Source organism: Rhizobium sp. BK312, from assembly GCF_014193605.1.
In the GTDB taxonomy this organism is placed as follows: domain Bacteria; phylum Pseudomonadota; class Alphaproteobacteria; order Rhizobiales; family Rhizobiaceae; genus Rhizobium.
The window spans coordinates 80,989-101,308 of the sequence record NZ_JACHZP010000008.1 but is presented as its reverse complement, the minus strand read 5'-3'; the positions used below and the strand labels follow the sequence as shown (position 1 = coordinate 101,308).

21 protein-coding genes are annotated in these 20,320 nt (G+C 59.9%); 9 read left to right on the top strand and 12 right to left on the bottom strand.

The window, feature by feature from the left end; genetic code table 11:
* Positions 1 to 5 precede the first annotated feature (5 nt).
* Positions 6 to 509: a DUF2244 domain-containing protein gene (locus FHT85_RS21990; protein WP_112400730.1), complete on the bottom strand. Its 504-nt coding sequence runs from the start codon at positions 507 to 509 to the stop codon at positions 6 to 8.
* Between the two features lie 22 nt (positions 510 to 531).
* Between FHT85_RS21990 and nth the strand changes: the two genes are divergently transcribed.
* Positions 532 to 1,311 carry an endonuclease III gene (gene nth, locus FHT85_RS21985; protein WP_183774325.1) on the top strand — a complete coding sequence of 260 codons (780 nt, stop codon included), beginning with the start codon at positions 532 to 534 and terminating at the stop codon, positions 1,309 to 1,311.
* Here nth and FHT85_RS21980 read toward each other — a convergent pair.
* The gene (locus FHT85_RS21980; RefSeq protein ID WP_112410062.1) at positions 1,308 to 2,030 is read right to left on the bottom strand and encodes a sulfate transporter family protein; all 723 of its coding nucleotides are present in this window, start codon (positions 2,028 to 2,030) and stop codon (positions 1,308 to 1,310) included. The genes nth and FHT85_RS21980 overlap by 4 nt on opposite strands.
* Positions 2,031 to 2,283: 253 nt before the next feature.
* Here FHT85_RS21980 and FHT85_RS21975 point away from each other — a divergent pair, with 253 nt between their 5' ends.
* Positions 2,284 to 3,135, top strand: a complete 852-nt coding sequence (locus tag FHT85_RS21975) for a MurR/RpiR family transcriptional regulator (RefSeq protein WP_183774322.1) — start codon at positions 2,284 to 2,286, stop codon at positions 3,133 to 3,135.
* Between the two features lie 5 nt (positions 3,136 to 3,140).
* Here the strand turns inward: FHT85_RS21975 and FHT85_RS21970 are convergent, their stop codons facing one another.
* From FHT85_RS21970 to FHT85_RS21930, 9 genes are all read right to left on the bottom strand, one after another.
* Positions 3,141 to 4,724, bottom strand: a complete 1,584-nt coding sequence (locus FHT85_RS21970; protein WP_112410063.1) for an FGGY-family carbohydrate kinase — start codon at positions 4,722 to 4,724, stop codon at positions 3,141 to 3,143.
* A 20-nt stretch (positions 4,725 to 4,744) separates the two neighbouring features.
* Positions 4,745 to 5,419, bottom strand: coding sequence for an HAD family hydrolase (locus tag FHT85_RS21965; protein WP_112335223.1), 675 nt, complete (start codon positions 5,417 to 5,419; stop codon positions 4,745 to 4,747).
* 100 nt (positions 5,420 to 5,519) lie between these two features.
* Entirely contained in the window at positions 5,520 to 7,001 is a 1,482-nt protein-coding gene (locus tag FHT85_RS21960) for a mannitol dehydrogenase family protein (protein ID WP_112410064.1), read from the bottom strand.
* A 146-nt stretch (positions 7,002 to 7,147) separates the two neighbouring features.
* Positions 7,148 to 8,152: an ABC transporter ATP-binding protein gene (locus tag FHT85_RS21955; RefSeq protein WP_112410065.1), complete on the bottom strand. Its 1,005-nt coding sequence runs from the start codon at positions 8,150 to 8,152 to the stop codon at positions 7,148 to 7,150.
* Between the two features lie 11 nt (positions 8,153 to 8,163).
* Positions 8,164 to 9,006 carry a carbohydrate ABC transporter permease gene (locus FHT85_RS21950; protein ID WP_112410066.1) on the bottom strand — a complete coding sequence of 281 codons (843 nt, stop codon included), beginning with the start codon at positions 9,004 to 9,006 and terminating at the stop codon, positions 8,164 to 8,166.
* Between the two features lies 1 nt (position 9,007).
* Positions 9,008 to 9,880: a carbohydrate ABC transporter permease gene (locus FHT85_RS21945; protein ID WP_015341208.1), complete on the bottom strand. Its 873-nt coding sequence runs from the start codon at positions 9,878 to 9,880 to the stop codon at positions 9,008 to 9,010.
* A gap of 145 nt (positions 9,881 to 10,025) precedes the next feature.
* Positions 10,026 to 11,342, bottom strand: coding sequence for an ABC transporter substrate-binding protein (locus FHT85_RS21940; RefSeq protein ID WP_112335307.1), 1,317 nt, complete (start codon positions 11,340 to 11,342; stop codon positions 10,026 to 10,028).
* A 145-nt stretch (positions 11,343 to 11,487) separates the two neighbouring features.
* Positions 11,488 to 12,441: a sugar-binding transcriptional regulator gene (locus tag FHT85_RS21935; protein WP_015341210.1), complete on the bottom strand. Its 954-nt coding sequence runs from the start codon at positions 12,439 to 12,441 to the stop codon at positions 11,488 to 11,490.
* Between the two features lie 55 nt (positions 12,442 to 12,496).
* Positions 12,497 to 12,952 (bottom strand): RbsD/FucU family protein, encoded by a 456-nt coding sequence (locus FHT85_RS21930; RefSeq protein ID WP_015341211.1) that lies wholly within the window; start codon positions 12,950 to 12,952, stop codon positions 12,497 to 12,499.
* Between the two features lie 216 nt (positions 12,953 to 13,168).
* Between FHT85_RS21930 and FHT85_RS21925 the strand changes: the two genes are divergently transcribed.
* The 6 genes from FHT85_RS21925 to FHT85_RS21900 all read left to right on the top strand — a co-directional run bounded on the left by FHT85_RS21925 (position 13,169) and on the right by FHT85_RS21900 (position 18,602).
* Positions 13,169 to 13,828: a response regulator transcription factor gene (locus tag FHT85_RS21925; RefSeq protein ID WP_112410067.1), complete on the top strand. Its 660-nt coding sequence runs from the start codon at positions 13,169 to 13,171 to the stop codon at positions 13,826 to 13,828.
* Positions 13,825 to 15,186 (top strand): ATP-binding protein, encoded by a 1,362-nt coding sequence (locus FHT85_RS21920; RefSeq protein ID WP_112335228.1) that lies wholly within the window; start codon positions 13,825 to 13,827, stop codon positions 15,184 to 15,186. The genes FHT85_RS21925 and FHT85_RS21920 overlap by 4 nt, the downstream gene beginning before the upstream one ends.
* A gap of 101 nt (positions 15,187 to 15,287) precedes the next feature.
* Entirely contained in the window at positions 15,288 to 16,214 is a 927-nt protein-coding gene (locus FHT85_RS21915; protein ID WP_112410069.1) for an ROK family protein, read from the top strand.
* Positions 16,204 to 16,914: a copper homeostasis protein CutC gene (locus tag FHT85_RS21910; protein WP_112410070.1), complete on the top strand. Its 711-nt coding sequence runs from the start codon at positions 16,204 to 16,206 to the stop codon at positions 16,912 to 16,914. Before FHT85_RS21915 ends, FHT85_RS21910 begins: the two co-directional genes overlap by 11 nt.
* 229 nt (positions 16,915 to 17,143) lie before the next feature.
* Positions 17,144 to 18,025, top strand: a complete 882-nt coding sequence (locus FHT85_RS21905; protein ID WP_112410071.1) for a DUF6030 family protein — start codon at positions 17,144 to 17,146, stop codon at positions 18,023 to 18,025.
* A gap of 112 nt (positions 18,026 to 18,137) precedes the next feature.
* Positions 18,138 to 18,602 (top strand): hypothetical protein, encoded by a 465-nt coding sequence (locus FHT85_RS21900; RefSeq protein WP_112410072.1) that lies wholly within the window; start codon positions 18,138 to 18,140, stop codon positions 18,600 to 18,602.
* A gap of 71 nt (positions 18,603 to 18,673) precedes the next feature.
* Here FHT85_RS21900 and FHT85_RS21895 read toward each other — a convergent pair whose 3' ends face one another.
* Positions 18,674 to 18,814: a hypothetical protein gene (locus FHT85_RS21895; protein ID WP_183774319.1), complete on the bottom strand. Its 141-nt coding sequence runs from the start codon at positions 18,812 to 18,814 to the stop codon at positions 18,674 to 18,676.
* A 55-nt stretch (positions 18,815 to 18,869) separates the two neighbouring features.
* Here FHT85_RS21895 and FHT85_RS21890 point away from each other — a divergent pair, with 55 nt between their 5' ends.
* Complete coding sequence (locus FHT85_RS21890; RefSeq protein WP_112410074.1) at positions 18,870 to 20,315, top strand: DHA2 family efflux MFS transporter permease subunit; 1,446 nt, start codon at positions 18,870 to 18,872, stop codon at positions 20,313 to 20,315.
* Positions 20,316 to 20,320 lie beyond the last annotated feature (5 nt).

Sequence of the window (20,320 nt, the reverse complement as noted above, 5' to 3'; positions counted from 1 at the left end):
GCCGCTCATATCCGTTGCGTCACGCTCGCCAAGGCACGCTTGAAGGCCTTGGCAAAGCTCTCACGATCTTCCGGATTGAGGAAGGAACCGACATCGGTGTCGTGGCTTCTGTCGCGGACATGCATGGAAACAACGCCGATCTCGCTGTGACGGCGAACCAGGAACCGCGTCCAAAACGGATTGAAATCATGCTCCACCATGCGGCCCGTCGGCGAGAATTTGCGGATGGAAACGTTGGTGCGCGATACCGTCACCTCTTCGCGCACACGGCCCGAGCGGTAATTCAGCCAGAAGGCGCCATAGAGCAGGAAGAAATCGGCGCCGAAGAAAATGCCGATCGGCCAGGCGCCGCGCGTGACGAAGAGAATGCTGTAGAAGAGAGAGAAGATGCCTGCCAAGGCCAGCATAACCCTGAACCCCTTTCGCGACAGCGAGCGATGGGGAAACAATTCGGCAGCGAAAACCGGCCTGTTGCCGTCTCCAGCCGTATCGGCGTTGCGTTTCGTCATAGGACTTGAGTATAGGTCGCTTATGGCAAATCCAAAGATCAAATCCAGCGCCCAAACCGCGAAAAAGTCAAATGCGACCGCAGGCCGCAAGCCGGCGGGAAAGAGCCTTTATTCCAAAGCGGACTTGGAAGAGATCTTCCGGCGTTTCTCCATCCAGCGGCCGGAACCCAAGGGCGAGCTGGAGCACGTCAATCCTTTCACGCTGGTCGTTGCCGTGGCGCTTTCAGCGCAGGCGACCGACGCCGGCGTCAACAAGGCGACGCGTGCCCTCTTTGCCGTTGCCGATACCCCGCAGAAGATGCTCGATCTCGGCGAGGAGCGCATCCGCGAATATATCAAGACGATCGGCCTTTACCGTAATAAGGCGAAAAACGTCGTGGCTCTGTCGGAAAAGCTGATCACGGATTTCGGTGGCGAGGTGCCGCGCACCCGCGAAGAATTGATCACCCTACCCGGCGTCGGCCGCAAGACCGCGAATGTCGTGCTTTCCATGGCTTTCGGTCAGGCGACGATGGCCGTCGACACGCATATCTTCCGCATCGCCAACCGGCTGCTATTGGCTCCGGGCAAGACGCCCGACGAAGTCGAGCAGCGGTTGATGAAGATCATTCCCGACCAGTATCTCTACCACGCACACCATTGGCTGATCTTGCATGGCCGCTATGTCTGCAAGGCGCGCAAGCCCGAATGCGAACGCTGCGTCATTGCCGACCTCTGTCGCTCGCCGGAAAAGACCTGGGACATACCTGCTCCTCTGGTCGAACTTCCGCCTCAGATCATCGGAGCGGAAGCGGCGAGCTAAGTCTGCCCTGACCGCAGGCTGGTCTCCCTGTGCGAGATCAGCTTGTGCAGATGTACCATCATGCCGGCAGCAAAGAGCGGCGTCAGCAGATTGAGCAGCGGGATCGCCAGAAACGCCGCGATCACCAGGCCGGCCAGGAAGACCATGAGGGCGTGCTTGACGCGGAATTCCCGCGCCTCGTCCGGCGAGCGGAAACGCATGGCGGCAAATTCGAAGAATTCCCGCCCCAGCAGATAGCCGTTCACCAGAAAGAAGGCGACGAGATTGACGCCCGGAATGAACAGCAGGAACAGCGCCATGATGTTGCCGACGATGACGACGCCGAGAAAGCGTAGGGAACTCTTCATCGCCGCGACGATTGGCATTGCCGTTCCCGGCGCATCACCCGGATAGTCGCGCTTTTCCACCACTTCGGCGACATCGTCGAGAAACAGGCCGGCAATCAGCGCCGTGACCGGTGAAATCAGCAGCGCCATCGCCAATGCCAATGCAATCCCGGCAAAGATGGCAAGAAGGAATGTGAGCCAACCCGTCCAATCCGAGGTGAATGGCATGAAGCCCTGCAGCCAAGGCAATACGAGGAAATTAAAGACGCCCCGCAGGACGAACCACAGCACGAGGAGCGCCAGCAATGTAAGGCCGAGTACCTTCCAGAAAACTTTGCGCGTTTCAGGCGCAAAAAGATTCTCGAAGGAGCGGCGGGCGGCAAGGCCAATCATTCGTTCTACCTCTCTTAGTGGCAAATGGACACTTAAGAAGCGGTTGTATCGATATCAATATCCCGCAGAGATATATGAATGTGACAATTAAAAATTTGAATTATTGTAATACATTTTGCACTAATATATTCTGTACGCCACATTAGGAACAACAACCGCAACAAGAACGGCGGCCAGATCAAAATTGAATAGCCAATGGGCGTAGAAATTGGCGCAACATAACATCGAAAAGACCATCAAAGAGGCGCAAAACTTGGAAGACCTTAGCCAGAAACTTAGACAATATATAAAGATCGGCACTCCGGCCGAACGAAGAATTGCTAAGTATTTCTCCGAGCATTTGAATGAACTACCCTTCGAGACGGCCTCCTCCGTTGCCGACAGGCTGGAATTGAGCCCGATGACGGTAGGTAGGTTTCTGCGGTCGCTCGGCTACCACGGTCTCGATGGGATAAAGGTGCACCTCAAGGAAAATGCGCCCGGTATCACATCGCAATTGCCCAATATCCTGGAACAGTTGCAGAAAGATGCGAGCGAAGGGCGCCCGCTTGCGACGCAGATTGCCGAACAGATCGAGATGCTGCAGCATATCTACAACCTCGCCGGCCAGCCGCAATGGCGCGACGCGGTTTCGACAATTCTGTCCTCCGGACATGTCTTTGTCACCTCTCACCCGAGTCTCGCAGGGATCGGTCGTTATTTTCGCGATCGCCTGACCTTCGCCCGCGATCAGGTCCTTTTCCTTGACGGCGCCAATGGCAGCTACATCGAGCTGTTCGGTGAGCCCGCCGAAGACGGATTACTTGTCGTCATCGACTCCCCGAACTTTGTCACCTCACGGCTTCTGGCTCGCTCGGCTCGTCGGGCAGGCTACAAGGTATTGCTGTTAACTGGACAATTCACGGAATGGGCGCATGAATTCGCAAACATCACGCTATCCCTGCCGCCGCAGCGCGCCAACAGCCGCGAAAATCTTTCAGCCATAATGGCGCTGCTGGAATATCTGGCGACTTCAGTTGCTCACGCCGCGGGCGAAGCGGCGGAAACGAGGACGCGCCGCATAGAAGAGCTTCAGGGCATGTTCGCCCAGGCACCGCTCCGGTAAGCCGCCTATTCCATGGCGTCCAGCTCCGCGCGATGGCGATACATGGCGAGGAAACGCCGGTAGTCGCGATCATAGAGTTTCGTTTTTTCGGCATTCGGCAGCCGCTCATGACCGCCCGGATACATGGCGGCGCCGGCAACGCCGAGGCTTTCGTGAATCCCGCAGGAGACGGAAGCTGCGATTGCCGTGCCAAGCAGCACGGTTTCGTTCATCTTCGGGATGACCACCTTGCAGCCGGTCACGTCCGAGTAGAGTTCCATCAGCACCGAATTCTTCACATGGCCGCCGGCGACGTGCAGCGTGTCGGGCACATAGCCATAATCCCGCATTCGCTCCAGGATATGGCGAATGCCGAGCGCAATACCGACGCTGGTGCGCCAGTACAGCCGGCAGAGGCCATCGAAGGACGCATCCAGCGTCATGCCGCTGATGACGCCCAACGCATGCGGATCGGCAAGGGGCGAGCGATTGCCGTGAAAATCGGGCAGCACATGGATACGCCCGCCAAGGGAATCGCCCTCCGCACGCCTAAGCTCCGCAATCCGCCGGACGATACGATCGTGCAACGCCGCTGTCGGCGGCCCACCGGCCGCATGCATGCTGACGATATGATCGAGCAGCGCGCCCGTCGCCGACTGCCCGGCCTCGGCGAGCCACATCCCCGGGAAGACAGCCTCGTAATATGGCCCCCACATGCCTGTGCTGCGCTTGCGCTCGCGCGCAAAGGAAACCACGCAGCTCGAGGTTCCCGCAATCAGCGCCAGTTGATGTTCCAACGTGGTGGCGTCGCCGGCATGGGCTGCAAGCGCGCCAAGCGCGCCCGCGTAGGCGTCGATCATGCCCGCACCGACATGGCATTTACGGTCGAGACCCAGCGCTTGCGCCGCCTCGGCCGTCAGTGTGCCGATAGACCGTCCAACGGCAACGCTCTCGTCAGGCAGGCTGCCGCGTTCGCGCAGATCGCCAAGGCCGATCACATTGAGGAAATCGGCCTGCCAGCCCGGCTCGCGATGCGCAAGATAGTTCCATTTCGCCACCAGCGTCGAACGCGACCGTGCAAGTGAACCGGTCGCCTTCCATGTCATGAAATCGGCGAGGTCGAAAAAATAGCCGGCCTCAGCCCAGGTTTCCGGCAGGTTTTCCTTCAGCCACATCAGCTTCGGCATTTCCATTTCGGGCGACATGAACGCGCCGGAATATTCAAGAACCGCGTGCTTCGTCGCCGTGCAGTAATCCGCCTCAGCCAACGCCCGATGATCGAGCCAGACGATGGTGTCGAACCTTTTCTCGCCGCCGGTGGAAACGGTGAGCTGCCCGCCATCGCGGTCACGCACGACCAGCGAGCAGGTCGCATCGAAGCCGATCGCGCCGATGACGGAGGAGTCGACGCCGGCAGCCTTTACCGCTGCGCGAACGACGGTGCAGACGGCAGTCCATATGTCTTCAGAATCATGCTCGGCGTGGTTTTCACGCGGGCGATTCATCAGGATCGGATGTTCGCTTTTACCCAGCAGTGAACCGCTCGCGGTGAAGACACCAGCGCGCGCGCTGCCTGTGCCGATATCGACCGCAACCACGTGATCACGCATGCAAAAGAGGTCCCGCCCACTTATCTCTTGTTGCGGACAAGTTGTATCAATTCCGGCATCGCGTCAAACACGACTTCCGGCGAAAGCTGCTCCAACTCCGCCCGGTAACTCGGCGAATGGGCATGCGAACCACCGGTGAAGGCAAAGACCGTCATGCCGGCGGCGCGCGCTGCCGTGATGCCCGCCGGGCTATCTTCCACGACGATGCAATCCTTCGGCGCCACGCCCATCTTTTCGGCCGCATAGAGGAAAAGATCCGGCGCCGGCTTGCCGCGTTTCACCATACTGGCACTGAATATATTCGGCTCCAGTCTGTCCAGCAGTCCGGTCACGCCGAGCGAGAGGCGGATGCGCTCCAGCTGGCTGGACGAGGCGACGCAGCGCGGCAGCGAAAGCGCATCCAGCGTCGCGCCAATACCGTCGATCGGCTTCAGCTCATGCTTGAAGCGTTCATAGAGATCGTTGCGGATGCGGTCGAGAAATGCCTGATCGATAAAGACGTCGAATTCCGTCTGCATCGTATCAACGAGCGTCGCCAGGCTCTTGCCGAGGAAGCGGCTATAGACATCCTCTTCGCTCATCTCGACGCCGACATCATGCATCGCCTGAATGAGCACGCCGACCGACAGCGGCTCGCTGTCGACAAGCACACCATCGCAATCGAAGATTACGAGCCCTGTTCCCGCATCCGCCATCACAGATCCAACCTGAATTCTATTCGTAGCCCTGTCATGCCCGAAATACCGGCGGGACAATGGAAAACGGCCGGAACAGGAGAAGTCCGACCGTTCGAAATTATTCCGCGAGTTTGTTGTCCAAGTATAGCTGCAGGGTGACGCGGGTACCCTTTTCCCACAGCGTTTTCAGTGCATGCGCAAAGCGCTTGCGGAAAAGATCGGATTTGGCGACATCTCCGAAGATGTCGTCGAACACGAGGAAGGCATTCGGATCGTCCTTCGCCTTGAGGGCCGCCTCATGCAGTCGATCGGCGCTGGCATCGTTGAAGACGATCTCCTTGCCGCTGTCGCTCTTGCCGGCGAAGTAACGGCACCACAACGCTGAAACGAGCGATAGGCCGACAATATCCTCGCCGCGGCGGAGACGATCGGCCGTCGATGGCAGGATGAATTTCGGCTGGCGGTTCGAGCCGTCCTGCGCCAGGCGCGGGATGGTATCGGCGATCTTTGGATTGGCGAAGCGGTGTTCGATCAGCTTGAAGTAATCCGCAAGCACGGTATTTGGCACCGGCGGGATGACGGGGATGATCTCGTCATTTTCGAGCTTGGCCAGAAAGGCGCGGATCAGCGGCTCTTCCATAGCTTCATGCACGAAATGAATATCCATCAGCGCCGCCGGATAGGCGATGGCCGCATGGCCGCCATTGAGGATGCGGATCTTCATGTGCTCATAGGGAGTGACGTCGGGCACGAAGGTGACGCCGACCTTTTCAAGCGGCGGGCGACCGGCCGGGAAATTGTCCTCCAGCACCCATTGCTTGAACTCTTCGCAATAGACCGGCCAGTTGTCTTCGATATCGAAAGCTTCTTTAAGCAAGTCGATCTCACGCGCACCCGTTGCCGGCGTGATGCGGTCGACCATGCCGTTCGGAAAGGCGACGTTCGCGGCGATCCAATCGGCAAAGGCCGGGTCGGAAAGCTTTGCCGTGCCGACGACGGCGGCTTTGGTGACGCCGCCATTATGGGGGATATTGTCGCAGGACATGACGGTGAAGGGTGGCAGGCCGGCAGCGCGACGCGCCTTCAGACCGGCGACGATCAGGCCGAACACCGTCTTCGCCGCATCCGGGTTCTGCCCATCGGCCACGATTGCCGGATGGGCGGGATTGAACTTGCCCGAAGCATCGATGAAGTAGCCACCCTCGGTAATCGTCATCGAGACGATGCGGATTGTCGGGTCAGCGAGCTTGGCAATGATCGCCCTGGCGTCGCCGACCGGCAGGATGTCGATCATGGGCGCGGTGACACGCGCAGCCGTGCGGTTGTTGTCCTGCTCGACAACGGTCGTCAGGAAGTCCTGGGCGGCCAGCTTTTCACGCATGGCTGCATCCGACGGCAATACGCCGGCGCCGATGATTGCCCAGTCATGCGCCTCGCCCGTATTGAAAAGGTCATCGAGATAGATTGCCTGATGGGCACGATGGAAATTGCCGACACCGAAATGCACGATACCAGCCGAAAGCGACTTCCGGTCATAGGCAGGAATGGCCACCTTTGCAGCCGCCTGCTGGAGAGTTGCGAGCGATAATTTGCACGTCATGTCTCTGGTCCTTCTGAAAGGTCTTGGCTCCGGGCGGCTGGGAAACCCGCGCCGGCTGGTATGCTTGACCGGTGCACGCAGATCGATGATGCGAACCGGAACAGATGCGTCGGCCGTGCCCGCTCCAGCGCACACGGCCTTGGCTTTTAGGCTGAAATCGCAAGCCCTTCGGCGTTGAACCGGTGAATATGCGCCTTGTCCGGTGTCAGGTAGACGGTATCGCCGGCCCGGGCCGGGAAATCGCCCGAGCCGCGCGCAGTCACCGTGCCGATCCCGTCAACGTCGATGTGCAGGAAAGTGTCGGAACCGAGATGTTCGGCCACGAGCACCTTGCCCTGCCAGTCGCCTGCGGTAGTCGACAGCAGGGTATGTTCCGGCCTGACGCCGATCGTGTCGCCGCCGAGGCTCTGGGCATAGGCGCCCTTGACGAAATTCATCTTCGGCGAGCCGATGAAGCCGGCGACGAAGAGGTTGCGCGGGCTGCGGTAGAGCTCCAGCGGCGAGCCGACCTGTTCGATATTGCCGCGGTTGAGCACGACGATCTTGTCGGCCATGGTCATGGCCTCGACCTGGTCGTGCGTCACATAGACCATCGTCGTCTTCAGCTGCTGATGCAGCTCGCTGATCTCAAGGCGCATGTTGACGCGCAGCGCTGCATCGAGGTTCGACAAGGGCTCGTCGAATAGGAAGGCGGCCGGCTGGCGCACGATGGCGCGGCCGATGGCGACACGCTGGCGCTGACCGCCGGAAAGCTGGCGCGGCTTGCGCTCCAGATAGTCAGTCAGGTTGAGGACCCGCGCGGCATCCGCAACCTTCTTGTCGATTTCCGCCTGCGGCATGTTCGCCATCTTCAGCGGAAAGGCGATGTTCTTGCGCACGCTCATATGCGGATAAAGCGCGTAGGACTGGAACACCATGGCAAGGCCGCGATCGGACGGCTTCAGATTGGTGCCGTCCTTACCGTCGATCATGATCTGACCGCCGGAGACGTCTTCGAGGCCGGCGATCAGACGCAGCAGCGTCGACTTGCCACAGCCCGACGGGCCGACGAATACCACGAACTCGCCGTTGTCGATCTCGAGGTCGATGGAAGGAATGACCTTGGCTTCGCCGAAGACCTTGGAGACTTGTTTGAGAACAATACTACCCATGTTTCTCTTCCTTACTTAACCGCGCCGAAGGTCAGGCCGCGAACGAGTTGCTTCTGGCTGAACCAGCCAAGGATCAGGATCGGAGCGATCGCCATGGTCGATGCCGCCGAAAGCTTGGCATAGAACAGGCCCTCGGGACTGGAATAGGAGGCGATGAAGGTGCTCAGCGGCGCCGCATCGACCGCGGAGAGGTTGAGCGTCCAGAAGGCCTCGTTCCAGGCGAGGATGATGTTGAGCAGCATCGTCGAGGCAAGGCCGGGAATCGCCATCGGCGTCAGGACATAGATGATCTCTTTTGCCAGCGTCGCACCGTCCATGCGGGCCGCTTCGAGGATTTCGCCAGGAATTTCCTTGAAGTAGGTGTAGAGCATCCAGACGATGATCGGCAGGTTGATGAGCATCAGCACGACGACCATGCCCACCCGGCTGGCGAACTGGTTGTTCAGGAGACCGAAGCTCTGGAACAACAGGTAGATCGGGATGAAGGCGCCGACCGGCGGCATCATTTTCGTCGACAGCATCCACATCAGGACGTCCTTGGTCCGCTTGGTCGGCGAGAATGCCATGGCCCAGGCGGCGGGTACTGCGACGAGCAGGCCGAGAAAGGTCGAACCAAAGGCGATGATGACCGAGTTGCCGAAGTGGAGGAAGTAGTCCGAGCGCGACTGCACCTCGAAATAGTTCTCCAGCGTCCAGTGGAAGAAGAGGAACTGCGGCGGCGAGGCAATCGCATCGCCTTCCGTCTTGAAGCTCGTCAGGATCGTCCACAGGATCGGGAAGAAGATAAGGATTGCCACGATCCAGGCGGCGATCGATACAACGATCTTGCGTTGCGTGGTGACTTTGCGTGCCATCTCAAGCCTCCAGATTCTTGCCGACTGCGCGCATCAGGAAGATCGCGACGATATTGGCGAGGATGACGGCGATGATGCCGCCCGCCGATGCGCCGCCGACGTCCTGCGACAGAACGATCTGCGAATAGACGAGATAAGTGAGGTTCGTCGTCGCCGTGCCCGGACCGCCGTTGGTGGTGACGAGGATCTCGGCGAAGGCCGACAGCATGAAGATCGTCTCGATCAGGATGACGACGGTGATGGCCCGCGCCAGATGCGGCAGGATGATATGGATGAACTTCGAAACCGGTCCGGCGCCATCCATCTCGGCAGCTTCCTTCTGCTCCTCATCCAGCGACTGCAGGGCAGTCAGCAGGATAAGTGTCGCGAAAGGCAGCCACTGCCAGGCGATGATGATGATGATCGACAGCAGCGGAACCGTCTCCAGCCAGGTCAGCGGATCAAGCCCGAAGAACCGGAAGAGATGTGCCAGGAGCCCGTTCACCGGGTTCATGAACATATGCTTCCAGATGAGGGCTGCGACCGTCGGCATCACGAAGAAGGGCGCAAGCACCAACATGCGCACGATGCCCTGGCCGAAGATCGGCTGATCAAGAAGGAGTGCCAGCGCAATGCCGCCGACGACCGTGATCAGCAACGCACCGCCGACAAGCAGCAACGTCACGATCAGCGAGCTGAGGAAGGCCGGATCGGTGATGAAGTATTCGTAGTTGAGAAACCCGAGGAAATCGTGCGTGCCGGGATTCAGCAGATTGTAGTTCAGCGTCGAGAAATAGATCGTCATCACGAGCGGGACGATCATCCAAGCAAAGAGGAGCAGAACCGAAGGCGCCATCATGACGCGTGCGGTGGAACGGGTGTGCAACGTTGCCATGGCAAGTACCGACCTATCTTTAAAGGAGGGGGTGGCCGCGGACCGGCTGAAACAAAAGGGCCGCCAAGGGCAGTTCGGCGCTCGGCGGCCTAGAGGAAAGCAGTGCTCGAGAGGGGGCCGCTGCTTTCCTTAGCTTCGAAGGCCCTTACTTCGGATAGCCGGCCTTCTTCATTTCGCGTTCCGTCAGTTGCTGGGCAGCCTTCAGAGCCTGATCGACCGAGATCTGGCCGGCGAGAGCGGCCGAGAACTGCTGACCGACAGCAGTGCCGATACCCTGGAATTCAGGGATGGCGACGAACTGGACGCCAACATAGGGCACAGGCTTGACGGTCGGATGTGTCGGATCAGCCGAGTTGATCGAGTCGAGCGTCATCTTGGCGAAAGGCGCTGCCTTCTGGTAGTCCGCACTCGCATAGAGCGACGTACGGGTGCCGGGAGGTGCATTCAGCCAGCCTTCTTTCTGAGCGACAAGGTTGGTGTATTCCTTGCTGGTTGCCCAGGAGATGAACTTTTCTGCGATTTCAGCCTTCTTCGACGAAGCCGGGATGGCGAGGTTCCATGCCCAGAGCCAGTTGCCGCGCTTGCCGAGGCCCTTATCCGGAGCCAGAGCGAAGCCGACCTTGTCGGCGACCTTCGATTCCTTCGGATCGGAAACGAAGGAAGCAGCAACGGTGGCGTCGATCCACATGCCGCACTTGCCGGACTGGAACAGGGCCAGGTTCTCATTGAAGCCGTTGGAAGAAGCACCCGGAGGGCCGGCATCCTTCATCAGCTTGACGTAGAAGTCGAGCGTGTCCTTCCATTCCGGCTGGTCGAACTGTGCCTTCCACTTCTCATCGAACCAGCGAGCGCCGAACGAATTCGACATCGCCGTCAAGAACGCCATGTTCTCGCCCCAGCCAGCCTTGCCGCGAAGGCAGATGCCGTAGACTTCATGGTCCTTGTCGGTGATCTTACGGGCCGCATCGGCAACGAAGTCCCAGGTCGGTGCGTCCGGCATCTTAAGACCGGCCTTTTCGAACAGGTCCTTGCGGTACATCACCATCGAGCTTTCGCCGTAGAACGGTGCTGCATAGAGCTTGCCGTCGGTTGTCAGACCGCTGCGAATGGCCGGGAGAAGGTCATCCACCGCATAGTCCTTGTCGGCGGAAAGCTTGTCGAGCGAGGCAAGCCAGCCGAGCTTGCTCCAGATCGGCACTTCGTAGGTGCCGATGGTCAGCACGTCGTACTGGCCGGCCTTGGTAGCGATGTCGGTCGTAACCTTCTGGCGCAATACGTTTTCTTCGAGCGTGACCCATTGAAGGTCGATGCCGGGGTTCTTGGCTTTGAAATCGTCCGTAAGCTTCTGCATACGGACCATGTCGCCGTTATTGACCGTCGCAATCGTGAGGGTTTCGGCAGATGCCAGGCCGGCGAACATCAAGGCCGAGCAGGCGCTCAGCAGTAAAGTTTTCAATTTCATATCTTCCTCCCAGAAGATTAAAATGAGCATTCGCTTTGCTCGTGGGCAATTACTCACTTCTTGCGACAAAATGTCAATGCAGATTCGTTGCTGCATTGCCGAGCAAGCAGCCTATCCTTTTGTTTTTATGAGTTAAATTTTTTGCTCACGCCTTGAGCAAAAATTCGGCAACTGCCTCGTCGGTGATCAAACCATTGATCTGCTGACCGACGACGGCCGCCTTGATTGCCTCGAATTTGCGTCGGCCCTTGGCGATTCCGATGACGCTGCAGGTATCGCGCGACGGCAAGGGCGCACTGGCGACACGCTCGTTGACATCATCGGGCATGAGCTTGCCATTGCCATCGAAAACCCATCCGCAGATCTCGCCGGCAGCGCCCCGGTCCATCAGGGCAAGCATCTCATCTCTTTCAAGGAAACCGTCGAGGCAGAGCGGCGCCTCGACACCCATCTCGCCGATGCCGACGAAGGTCACGTCGGCCTGCGCGCTGATATCGAGCGTCGAGCGCACCAGCGCCTGCGCATGCAATAGTTCGCGCTCCTCGGCGGAAGACACCAGCACCGGCAGCGGCATCGGAAAATGCCGCGCCTTGACGACATCGGCCATGCTGAAGATGACGTTGTAATAGGCGGCCGAACCGTCGGGGCCGATATTGCCCGTCAGCGACACAACCCGGTGCTGCAGACATTCGATCGCCGGCAGCTGATCGACCGCAGCCTTCAGCGTGCGCCCCGTGCCGATCGCCAGCACGATCGGGTCGGGCCGCCGCAGCCAGCGCTCGATTTCGGCAGCACCCGCTTCGGCAATGCCAATGGTGGAGGATGTGCTGTCTGAATCGCTCGGCACAATATCGACATGCCGTAGATTGAATTTCTTCTTGAGCTCTGCCGCATATTCCAGACACGCGGCGATCGGATGGTCCAGCCGGACCTTGATCAGCCGCTCGGCGACGGCAAGCGACACCAGCCGCTGGGCCGACTGCCTGGATACTCCCATCGCGACGGCGATTTCGTCCTGCGTGCGGCCGGCAACATAATAGAGCCAACCGGCTCGCGCCGCATCATCAAGCCGTCCCTGGGAATCCAGCTTTCTCGCCATCGCCTTCCTTTATCGAAACAGCGCCCTTGCCGCCATCCGGATCAAGCGTGCCTGATCACTCAGCTTCCGGCGGGATGACGCCCTTGGTCAAGGTAAAACAACCGTAGAAACGGCGCTCGCCGGTCTGAATGACGCAAAAGGCATCCTTGGCACGCTCATAGAAGGCAAAACGCTCGACCGGCGTCAGCGGCCAATGCTTGCCCTCGGCCTTGTCGATCACAGCCTGAACTTCACGCTGCACCTGCGGCACCTCATCCGGCGCACCAACCACTTCCATGCGTGCCGCCGCATCATCGATGAAGGTATCGAGCGGCATCAGCGACAGGATCGCCGCAACCGCTTCGGCAGACGACACGTTGTCGATACGCAGCAGTTCGCCCAGAACGGTCTGGCTTGCGACCGATTCGGCGGGGAAATTCGTGTCGACGACAGCGAGCATATCGCCATGCCCCATGGATTTGAGTGCGTAGAGCACATCCGCATTCAACAGCGGGGAAATTCCCTTCAGCATGACCGAGATCCTCCAATAGCCTCCGGCGGCACCCGTGCCGCCTCATTCTCCGCACAAGTAACCATCGCGTTTCTGTCTGTCCATAGGTACCGGGAACGTTTTCGCTGTGTTAGCGAGCCATGAACTGTGCATCCAGCCATGGCTTATTTCAGCCGTTATTGACCCGATAGGTCCGTCGGCATTAACTGAAGTACGTTCAACGGTTGAGAGGTGCAGGTGCGCATTCTTGTGGTGGAGGACGACGACACGATCGGCGGTGCGGTTCGCGACCATATCGCGGCAGGGCCTCACGCCGTGGATTGGGTCAAGAACCTAGCCGATGCGGAAGAGGTCACCAGCGCCGTGCAATACGGCCTCGTCCTGCTGGATCTGCAACTTCCGGACGGCAGCGGCATCGATTTCTTGAAGCGGCTGCGCCGCAGGCCGGATGAAACCCCCGTCATCATCCTGACGGCACGCGACCAGATTTCCGACCGGATAGAGGGCCTGAACAGCGGTGCCGACGATTATCTCGTCAAGCCGTTCAATCTCGGCGAACTCACGGCCCGCATCCTGGCGGTTGCCCGACGGTATGCGGGCAGCCCGCAGCCGACCCTGCGCTTCGACGACCTGGAAATCGATCAACCGCAGCGCCGCGTCAAGCTGGCAGGCAAGGATATCATCCTGACCGGCCGGGAATGGGCCGTGCTCGACCTATTGATCACGCGGCCGGGCGCCATCGTCTCCAAGGACAAGATAGAGGAAGCGCTCTATGCCTTCGGCTCCGAGATCGAGAGCAACACGGTGGAAGTCTATGTCAGCCGCCTGCGCAAGAAGATCGGCAAGGATCGCATAAAGACGGCCCGCGGTGTCGGCTATTGCCTGGGCGAACGATGAGTGAGGCCAAAACCGCGAGCCGCGCCAGCATCACCCGGCGTCTGATCACTGCGCTGACCGGCACGGTCGTCATCTTCTGGCTGATCGCGGTCGGCATTGGCGTTTATGTCGTCAACAAGGAACTCTCGGAAACCTTCGACGGCGCATTGCAGGAAACCGCCGAGCGTCTACTGCCGCTGGTGCTCGACGATCTCGCCAACCGCGACCATTCCGGCGATCCCCAGAGCCTGGAAGCGCTCAACAAGGGGCTGAACCGCGAATATCTGACCTACCAAGTGCTCGATGGGAACGGCAAGGTCATCCTGCATTCCCACGATGCCCCTCCAACCGCCTATGAGGTGCCGCTGGCAATCGGCTTCCACAATACATCACGATACCGGATCTATACCGAATCCTCGGCTGATGGGACGATCTTCCTGCATGTCGCCGATGCCTTCAAGAATCGCCGCGAGGCATTGCGCGAGAGCGGCGTCGCGCTGCTCTGGCCGCTGCTGGCGCTCATTCCGGCGAGCATCATTGCCATCGGCATCATCGTTGGCCGATCGCTGCGGCCGATCGACCGCTTGCGCTCCGAGATCGCCACCAAGGACGGCGGCAACATGGCGCCCCTCGAGAGCGAAACGCTGCCGCTCGAACTGCAGCCGATCGCCCGTTCCGTCAACCTGCTGCTCGAACGCCTGCGGCTCGCCCTTGAAGCGGAGCGGGAATTCACCGCCAACAGCGCCCATGAGCTGCGCACTCCGATTGCGGGAGCGCTTGCCCAGACGCAGCGGCTGATCGCCGAATTGCCGCAAGGGCAACTGGCGGAACGCGCCGGCCGCATCGAAACATCTCTCTCCAATCTCAGCCGGTTGGCGGAAAAGCTGCTGCAGCTTTCTCGTGCTCAGGCCGGTATCGGCACCGGCGACAAACCGGCCGATCTTACGGCCGTCATCGAAACCGTCATCGGCGATTACGACCGCGATACCGGCACGGCGGGCCGCGTCCTGTTGGAAAACGAGACTTCGGGAAAATTGCTCCGCAATGTCGATATCGACGCCTTTGCGATCGTGATACGCAATCTGATCGAAAACGCTTTGATCCACGGCCCGGCCGATGAGGAAGTGACGGTCAGCGTCGACGACCGCACCGTCCGGGTCGTCAATGGCGGCGCCGTGCTGTCCGCCAATGAGCTTGCGGGCCTAAAGAAGCGTTTCTGGCGCGGCAAGACGAAAGCGGCGGGCTCAGGCCTGGGATTGTCGATCGTCGAGCGCATCGTTGGCCAGATCGGCGGTCATCTCGATCTGCTCTCGCCGGCGGCCGGCAGGACCGATGGCTTCGAAGCAAGAATCACCTTGCCGCTTCCGACAACGGATTGACGACTGCCCGCCCGGGAAGGATTGGCCCGCACCGGATTGATCTTGCAAAGACCGGCAAAGGGTGCGAGCAAGTGCGCCATGTTTCCAGCAGGTCGGCATTCATGATCGTTTCCTTCGACATCGGCGGCAGCGCCATCAAAGGCGGCATTGCCCGCTCCATGACGGATATCGTGCCGCTGGCGCGGCGCCCGACGCCCAGGCACGATTTCGCCGAATTCGTTGGCGCCCTGCGCGAGGTGATAGCGGAGGCGCAAGGCAAGCCGGATTGCCTCTCCTTCTCCATCGCCGGTGTGGTCGACCCCGATACGCAGGCACTCACCTGCGCCAATATTCCCTGCATTCACGGCCGACACCTTGCCGCCGATCTGGAAGCGGAACTCGGCTATCCCGTGCTGATTGCCAACGATGCCGATTGCTTCGCCATGGCCGAAGCCATGTCGGGCGCAGGCCGCGGCCATCGCATCGTGTTCGGCGCCATTCTTGGCACCGGGGTCGGTGGTGGCCTTGTCGCTGATGGCCGGCTGGTCAATGCAGCCGGCGGCTTTGCCGGGGAATGGGGCCACGGCCCGATCATCGCCTCCCTTGCCGGCAATCCGCCGGTTGCCATTCCCGCCTATCCCTGCGGCTGCGGCCAAAAGGGCTGCGTCGACACGGTCGGTGGCGCCCGCGGTATCGAACGCCTGCACAAGACGCTTCACGGACTGGAACTTTCCAGCGAAGAGATCATCGGCGACTGGCTGAAGGGCGAAAGCCGCGCGGAACGCACGATCGACGTGATGGTCGATCTGGTCGCCTCGCCGCTGGCGCTGACCATCAACATAACCGGCGCGACCATCGTGCCCGTCGGCGGCGGCCTTTCCAACGTCGAACCGCTCCTGGTGCGGCTCGACGAGGCTGTGCGTGCCCGCATCCTGCGCAAGTTCGGCCGGCCTCTCGTCGTGCCGAGCGAGTGCAAGCTGGAACCGGGCCTCATCGGTGCCGCCCTGCTGGGCCTGCGATATGCCGGAGAGCCTATCCATGCTGCTTGAGGTCTGCGTCGAAGATATTGCCGGCCTCAAGGCCGCCGTCGAGGGCGGCGGCGATCGTATTGAGCTTTGCAGCGCGCTTCCCCTTGGTGGGCTGACGCCGAGTGCCGGGCTGATGGCCGCAGCGGCGAGGATGCCCGTCCCGGCATACGCCATTATCCGTCCGCGCGCCGGCGGCTTCGTCTATTCGGCGGATGAACTTGACATTATGAAGCGCGACATCGATGCGACGCGGACCCTCGGTCTGGCGGGCGTCGTGCTCGGTGCCTCCCTGCCCGATGGGCGACTTGATGTTGACACGCTCTCGGCTCTCACCACCTATGCGGAAGGCCTCGGCAAGACGCTGCACCGCGCCTTCGATCTGGTGCCCGACGTCGAGGAAGCCGTCGATGTCGCGATCTCCCTCGGCTTCGAACGCATCCTGACATCCGGCGGCGCAAAGACCGCGGCGGAAGGGCTCGCCGTGCTCGAACAGGCGATTGCAGCCGCCGCTGGTCGCATCTCCGTCATGCCTGGCTCCGGCGTGACGCTTGCGACGGTCGGCCAGTTATGGCCGCGCCTGCAGATCAGCGAGATCCATGCCTCTTGCTCGGCACCCGTCTCCGAGATGGATGAGCGAGCCGTCACCCTTGGCTTCTCGGCGCCATCGGCCCGCCGCACGGATGCCGCCACCATCAAGGCACTCAAGGCATATTTCGTCTAGAACAGATTGCACAGGAGCGGGCAGCAGCTTTGCGACAAGACACGCAAAAAGCCGGAAAAACCGATTGCCCAAGATCGTGATCTGCTTTGAGCAACATCATGAATTGACAAAGAAACATTAGAATGATCAATCGTTCATAAACGCATATGCTGTAGCCATGAACATGGCTGCTCAACATACAGTTATTGCAGCAAGGTAAGTTTCCTCGGGAGTAGCTGTGATCTGAACCATGTCGGTGGCGCCACCTCGCAAGAAAAGCAGAGCTGTCTTTTGGATTGCCGCCGTTGTCATCGGTTCGATCATTCTCGCAACCGCGCTCCTGGCTAACGATATGCGCAATCTGCGGGCGCTGGATGATCGTTATCATCTCAATCTGTTTCCGAAACCGGAACAACACGCAGCAGTGCCGACGGCGCCCGCGCAGGAACCGCAGCCATCTCATGCAGCCACGCCTCCGGCAGCGGCGCCAAAGACATCAGCCCCGGCATCAAGCAGCGTCCGCGTCAAGCCAGCGACCGTCACTGCCAAGCCATTCGTCAAGAAAAGATCCCATCTGCTGGACGAGCCTATCGACGCGCTGCTGAGTGCCTTCGTGCGAAGCTGGCGGATATCGGGCCAGACGCTTTGCGCTGATCTCCAGAAATTCGGCCTATCCGTAGGCGAATGGCGGCAAAGCGAGCTGGGCGCCGGCACTTCGGAGTGCAGCTATGCCGTTCAGAAGGGCGCCTATGGCGATCCCAAGGCGGCTTCCTTCTTCATCATCGCCAGGGGCAAACCATCAGGTGAAATCGATGCCATCCGCATCAAGGTCATCATGCCGGACAATGACGACGGAAAGGCCGTTGCCGGCACCTTTGTCGATACTGTCGTCCTATTGCTGAACGAGACCCATTGGTTGGACTTTCAGGCCGCGCTCGAGACAATCGGCAAGCTGCAGGACGTGACGCTGCAAGCCTTCGGCGCCAAGCTTGCCTTCTTCAAGGAATTCCAGAGCAACAACAATTTCAATCTGCAGCTGGAGTTGCGCAGAACCTCGCCGGAGCAGCTCCGAACCGCGATCGTCTTCGACAAGGCACGCTGGACATTGCCCTCTCCCCCGTCGACCAATTAGATCTCGGCGCACGCACGTATTTGCCGCTCTTTCATGGTGTATGTTACGAATACAACCAATGAGCAAGCACTCAGGGGGCTACGCGCCATCATGTGATGAAACGGAGATAGAGATGGAGCCAAAAGCAGCCAAATCAAACATCAAGAAGATGATTTTCATGAATATCTTCGCTCTGCTGGTTGCTGAATATTTCGCTATCGTTTCGTATTCTTTGATTTCATTCGCCTCTGATTTTAACTCAATCGCTGAGGGAGTATCTGTGCCGCTGGCATTGGTCAGCCTTAGCTTCGCTATGGTACCGATGGCTCTCCTGATCACGTGGAAGGCCGCTCTAGTGGCGATCTGCGTCGGCGAATTGCTCGGGCGACCCTCCTATTATTATCCGATAGCTGGAGCTATTGCTGGATACTGGACAGCTCATTCATGGGGCTTTCAAAGCGGCTCCAATAGGTTTGATGTCCTTGTGCTTACTATAAGCGGCGGTATCGCGGGCTATGCTTTCTGGTACGTGGCTGTCCGAAGTTTAGATTTTGATTTGCAAGCGTCGCCTTCACCGAGGGTCGATGACAATGTCTGAGGCGCGAAGGTGGGACGGAAAGAAATGAATCCGCTGTCCACACCGCGAAGCGCCCGATTTTACAAACGGTGTCAAATATTCATGCGCGTCGGTTTTTGTTGCGCTGCGCCATCGGTAGTGCTCATATAGGCGACGATTCCGATGGCCGGCGGATCACCGGCCGCCAGCACCATGTTTCCCGAGAGCACGAGGCGGTTTCCGAAGGGATCCATGCAAATCGTCAAACGCGCCGGTCCCCAGCCGGGCGTTGGAAAGCCGTTACATTCCATGGATTCGATAGATCCCAATCCGCAGGGTCAGACTTTTGCGGTCGAACGCAATCCCCGCCTGCGCTACATCATCCCCGCCGTGGTCGCCGTCGCCTTCCTGATGGAGCAGCTGGATTCGACCATTCTCATTACCGCCGTTCCCGATATCGCCAAGAGCCTCGATACGACGCCGCTTCGCATGAATCTGGCTGTCACGACCTATATTCTGACGCTCGCCATGTTCATTCCGGTGAGCGGCTGGTTTGCGGATCGCTTCGGCGCCCGGCGCATCTTCACGCTTTCCCTCTTCATCTTCACGATCGGCTCGATCCTCTGCGGGCTGGCGACCAGCCTGCCGATGCTCATCGCTACGCGCGCGCTGCAGGGCTTCGGCGGCGCGATGATGACGCCGGTCGGGCGCCTCATCCTCATCCGCAGTTTCCCGCGCAGCCAGCTCGTGACTGCCATGACCTACATGACCCTGCCCGCCGTCATCGGACCAGTGATCGGGCCGGTGCTCGGTGGCTTTCTGACGACCTATCTGTCCTGGCGCTGGATTTTCTGGGTAAACCTGCCCTTCGGGATGATCGGCATGGCCATGGCGCTGCGCTATGTCGAGGATACCGAACGCGACGCTACGATCAAATTCGATTTTCCCGGCTTCGTCATGGTCGGCCTCGGCTGCGTGCTGCTACAATACGGCATCGAAAATATCGGCCGGCCGACGATCCCCGGCTGGGCTATTGTCCTCACGCTTGCTGCAGCAGGCCTGCTGCTCGTCGGTTTCATCCGCTACGCAAAAACGGCGGCGTCGCCAGCCGTGGATCTTACCCTCTTCAAGCTGCGCACCTTCCGCATCGGCACCCTTGCCGGCGGCATCTGTCGTGTCGGGCTGAATGGCGTGCCCTTCCTGCTACCGCTGATGCTGCAGGTCGGCTTCGGCTTGAGCCCGATCGTCTCGGGCACGCTGACTTTCGTCAGCGCCCTGAGCGCGCTTGTCGTGCGGCCGGTCTCGGCAAAACTGCTGAAGCTCTATGGCTTCGATCGCATGCTCACCTGGAGCGCCGTATTCGGTGCCGCCGTCGTCGCGGGCTTCGCATTGATCACGCCCGACACGCCGCACTGGTTCATCATCGTCTATGTTTTCATCTTCGGGCTGGCGCGGGCCGGTCAGTTCATGACGTCCAATACGCTGTCCTATTCCGATACCCCGGCGGCACAGCTCAGCCGCGCCACCAGCTTGGGCGGCGTGCTGCAGCAATTGAGCGTCAGCTTCGGCGTCTCCGTCGCCGCCATGCTACTGGGGCTGGTGACCTTGGATGGATCGCCGCTGACGCCGGAGAAATTCCACATTGCATTTTTGCTGATGGCGGTCATCCCGCTGCTCGGCATACCCGGCTTTCTGAAGTTGCAGCCTGAGGATGGCATGCAGGTGAGCGGCCACCACCGGCTGCCGAAGACATAAAACGG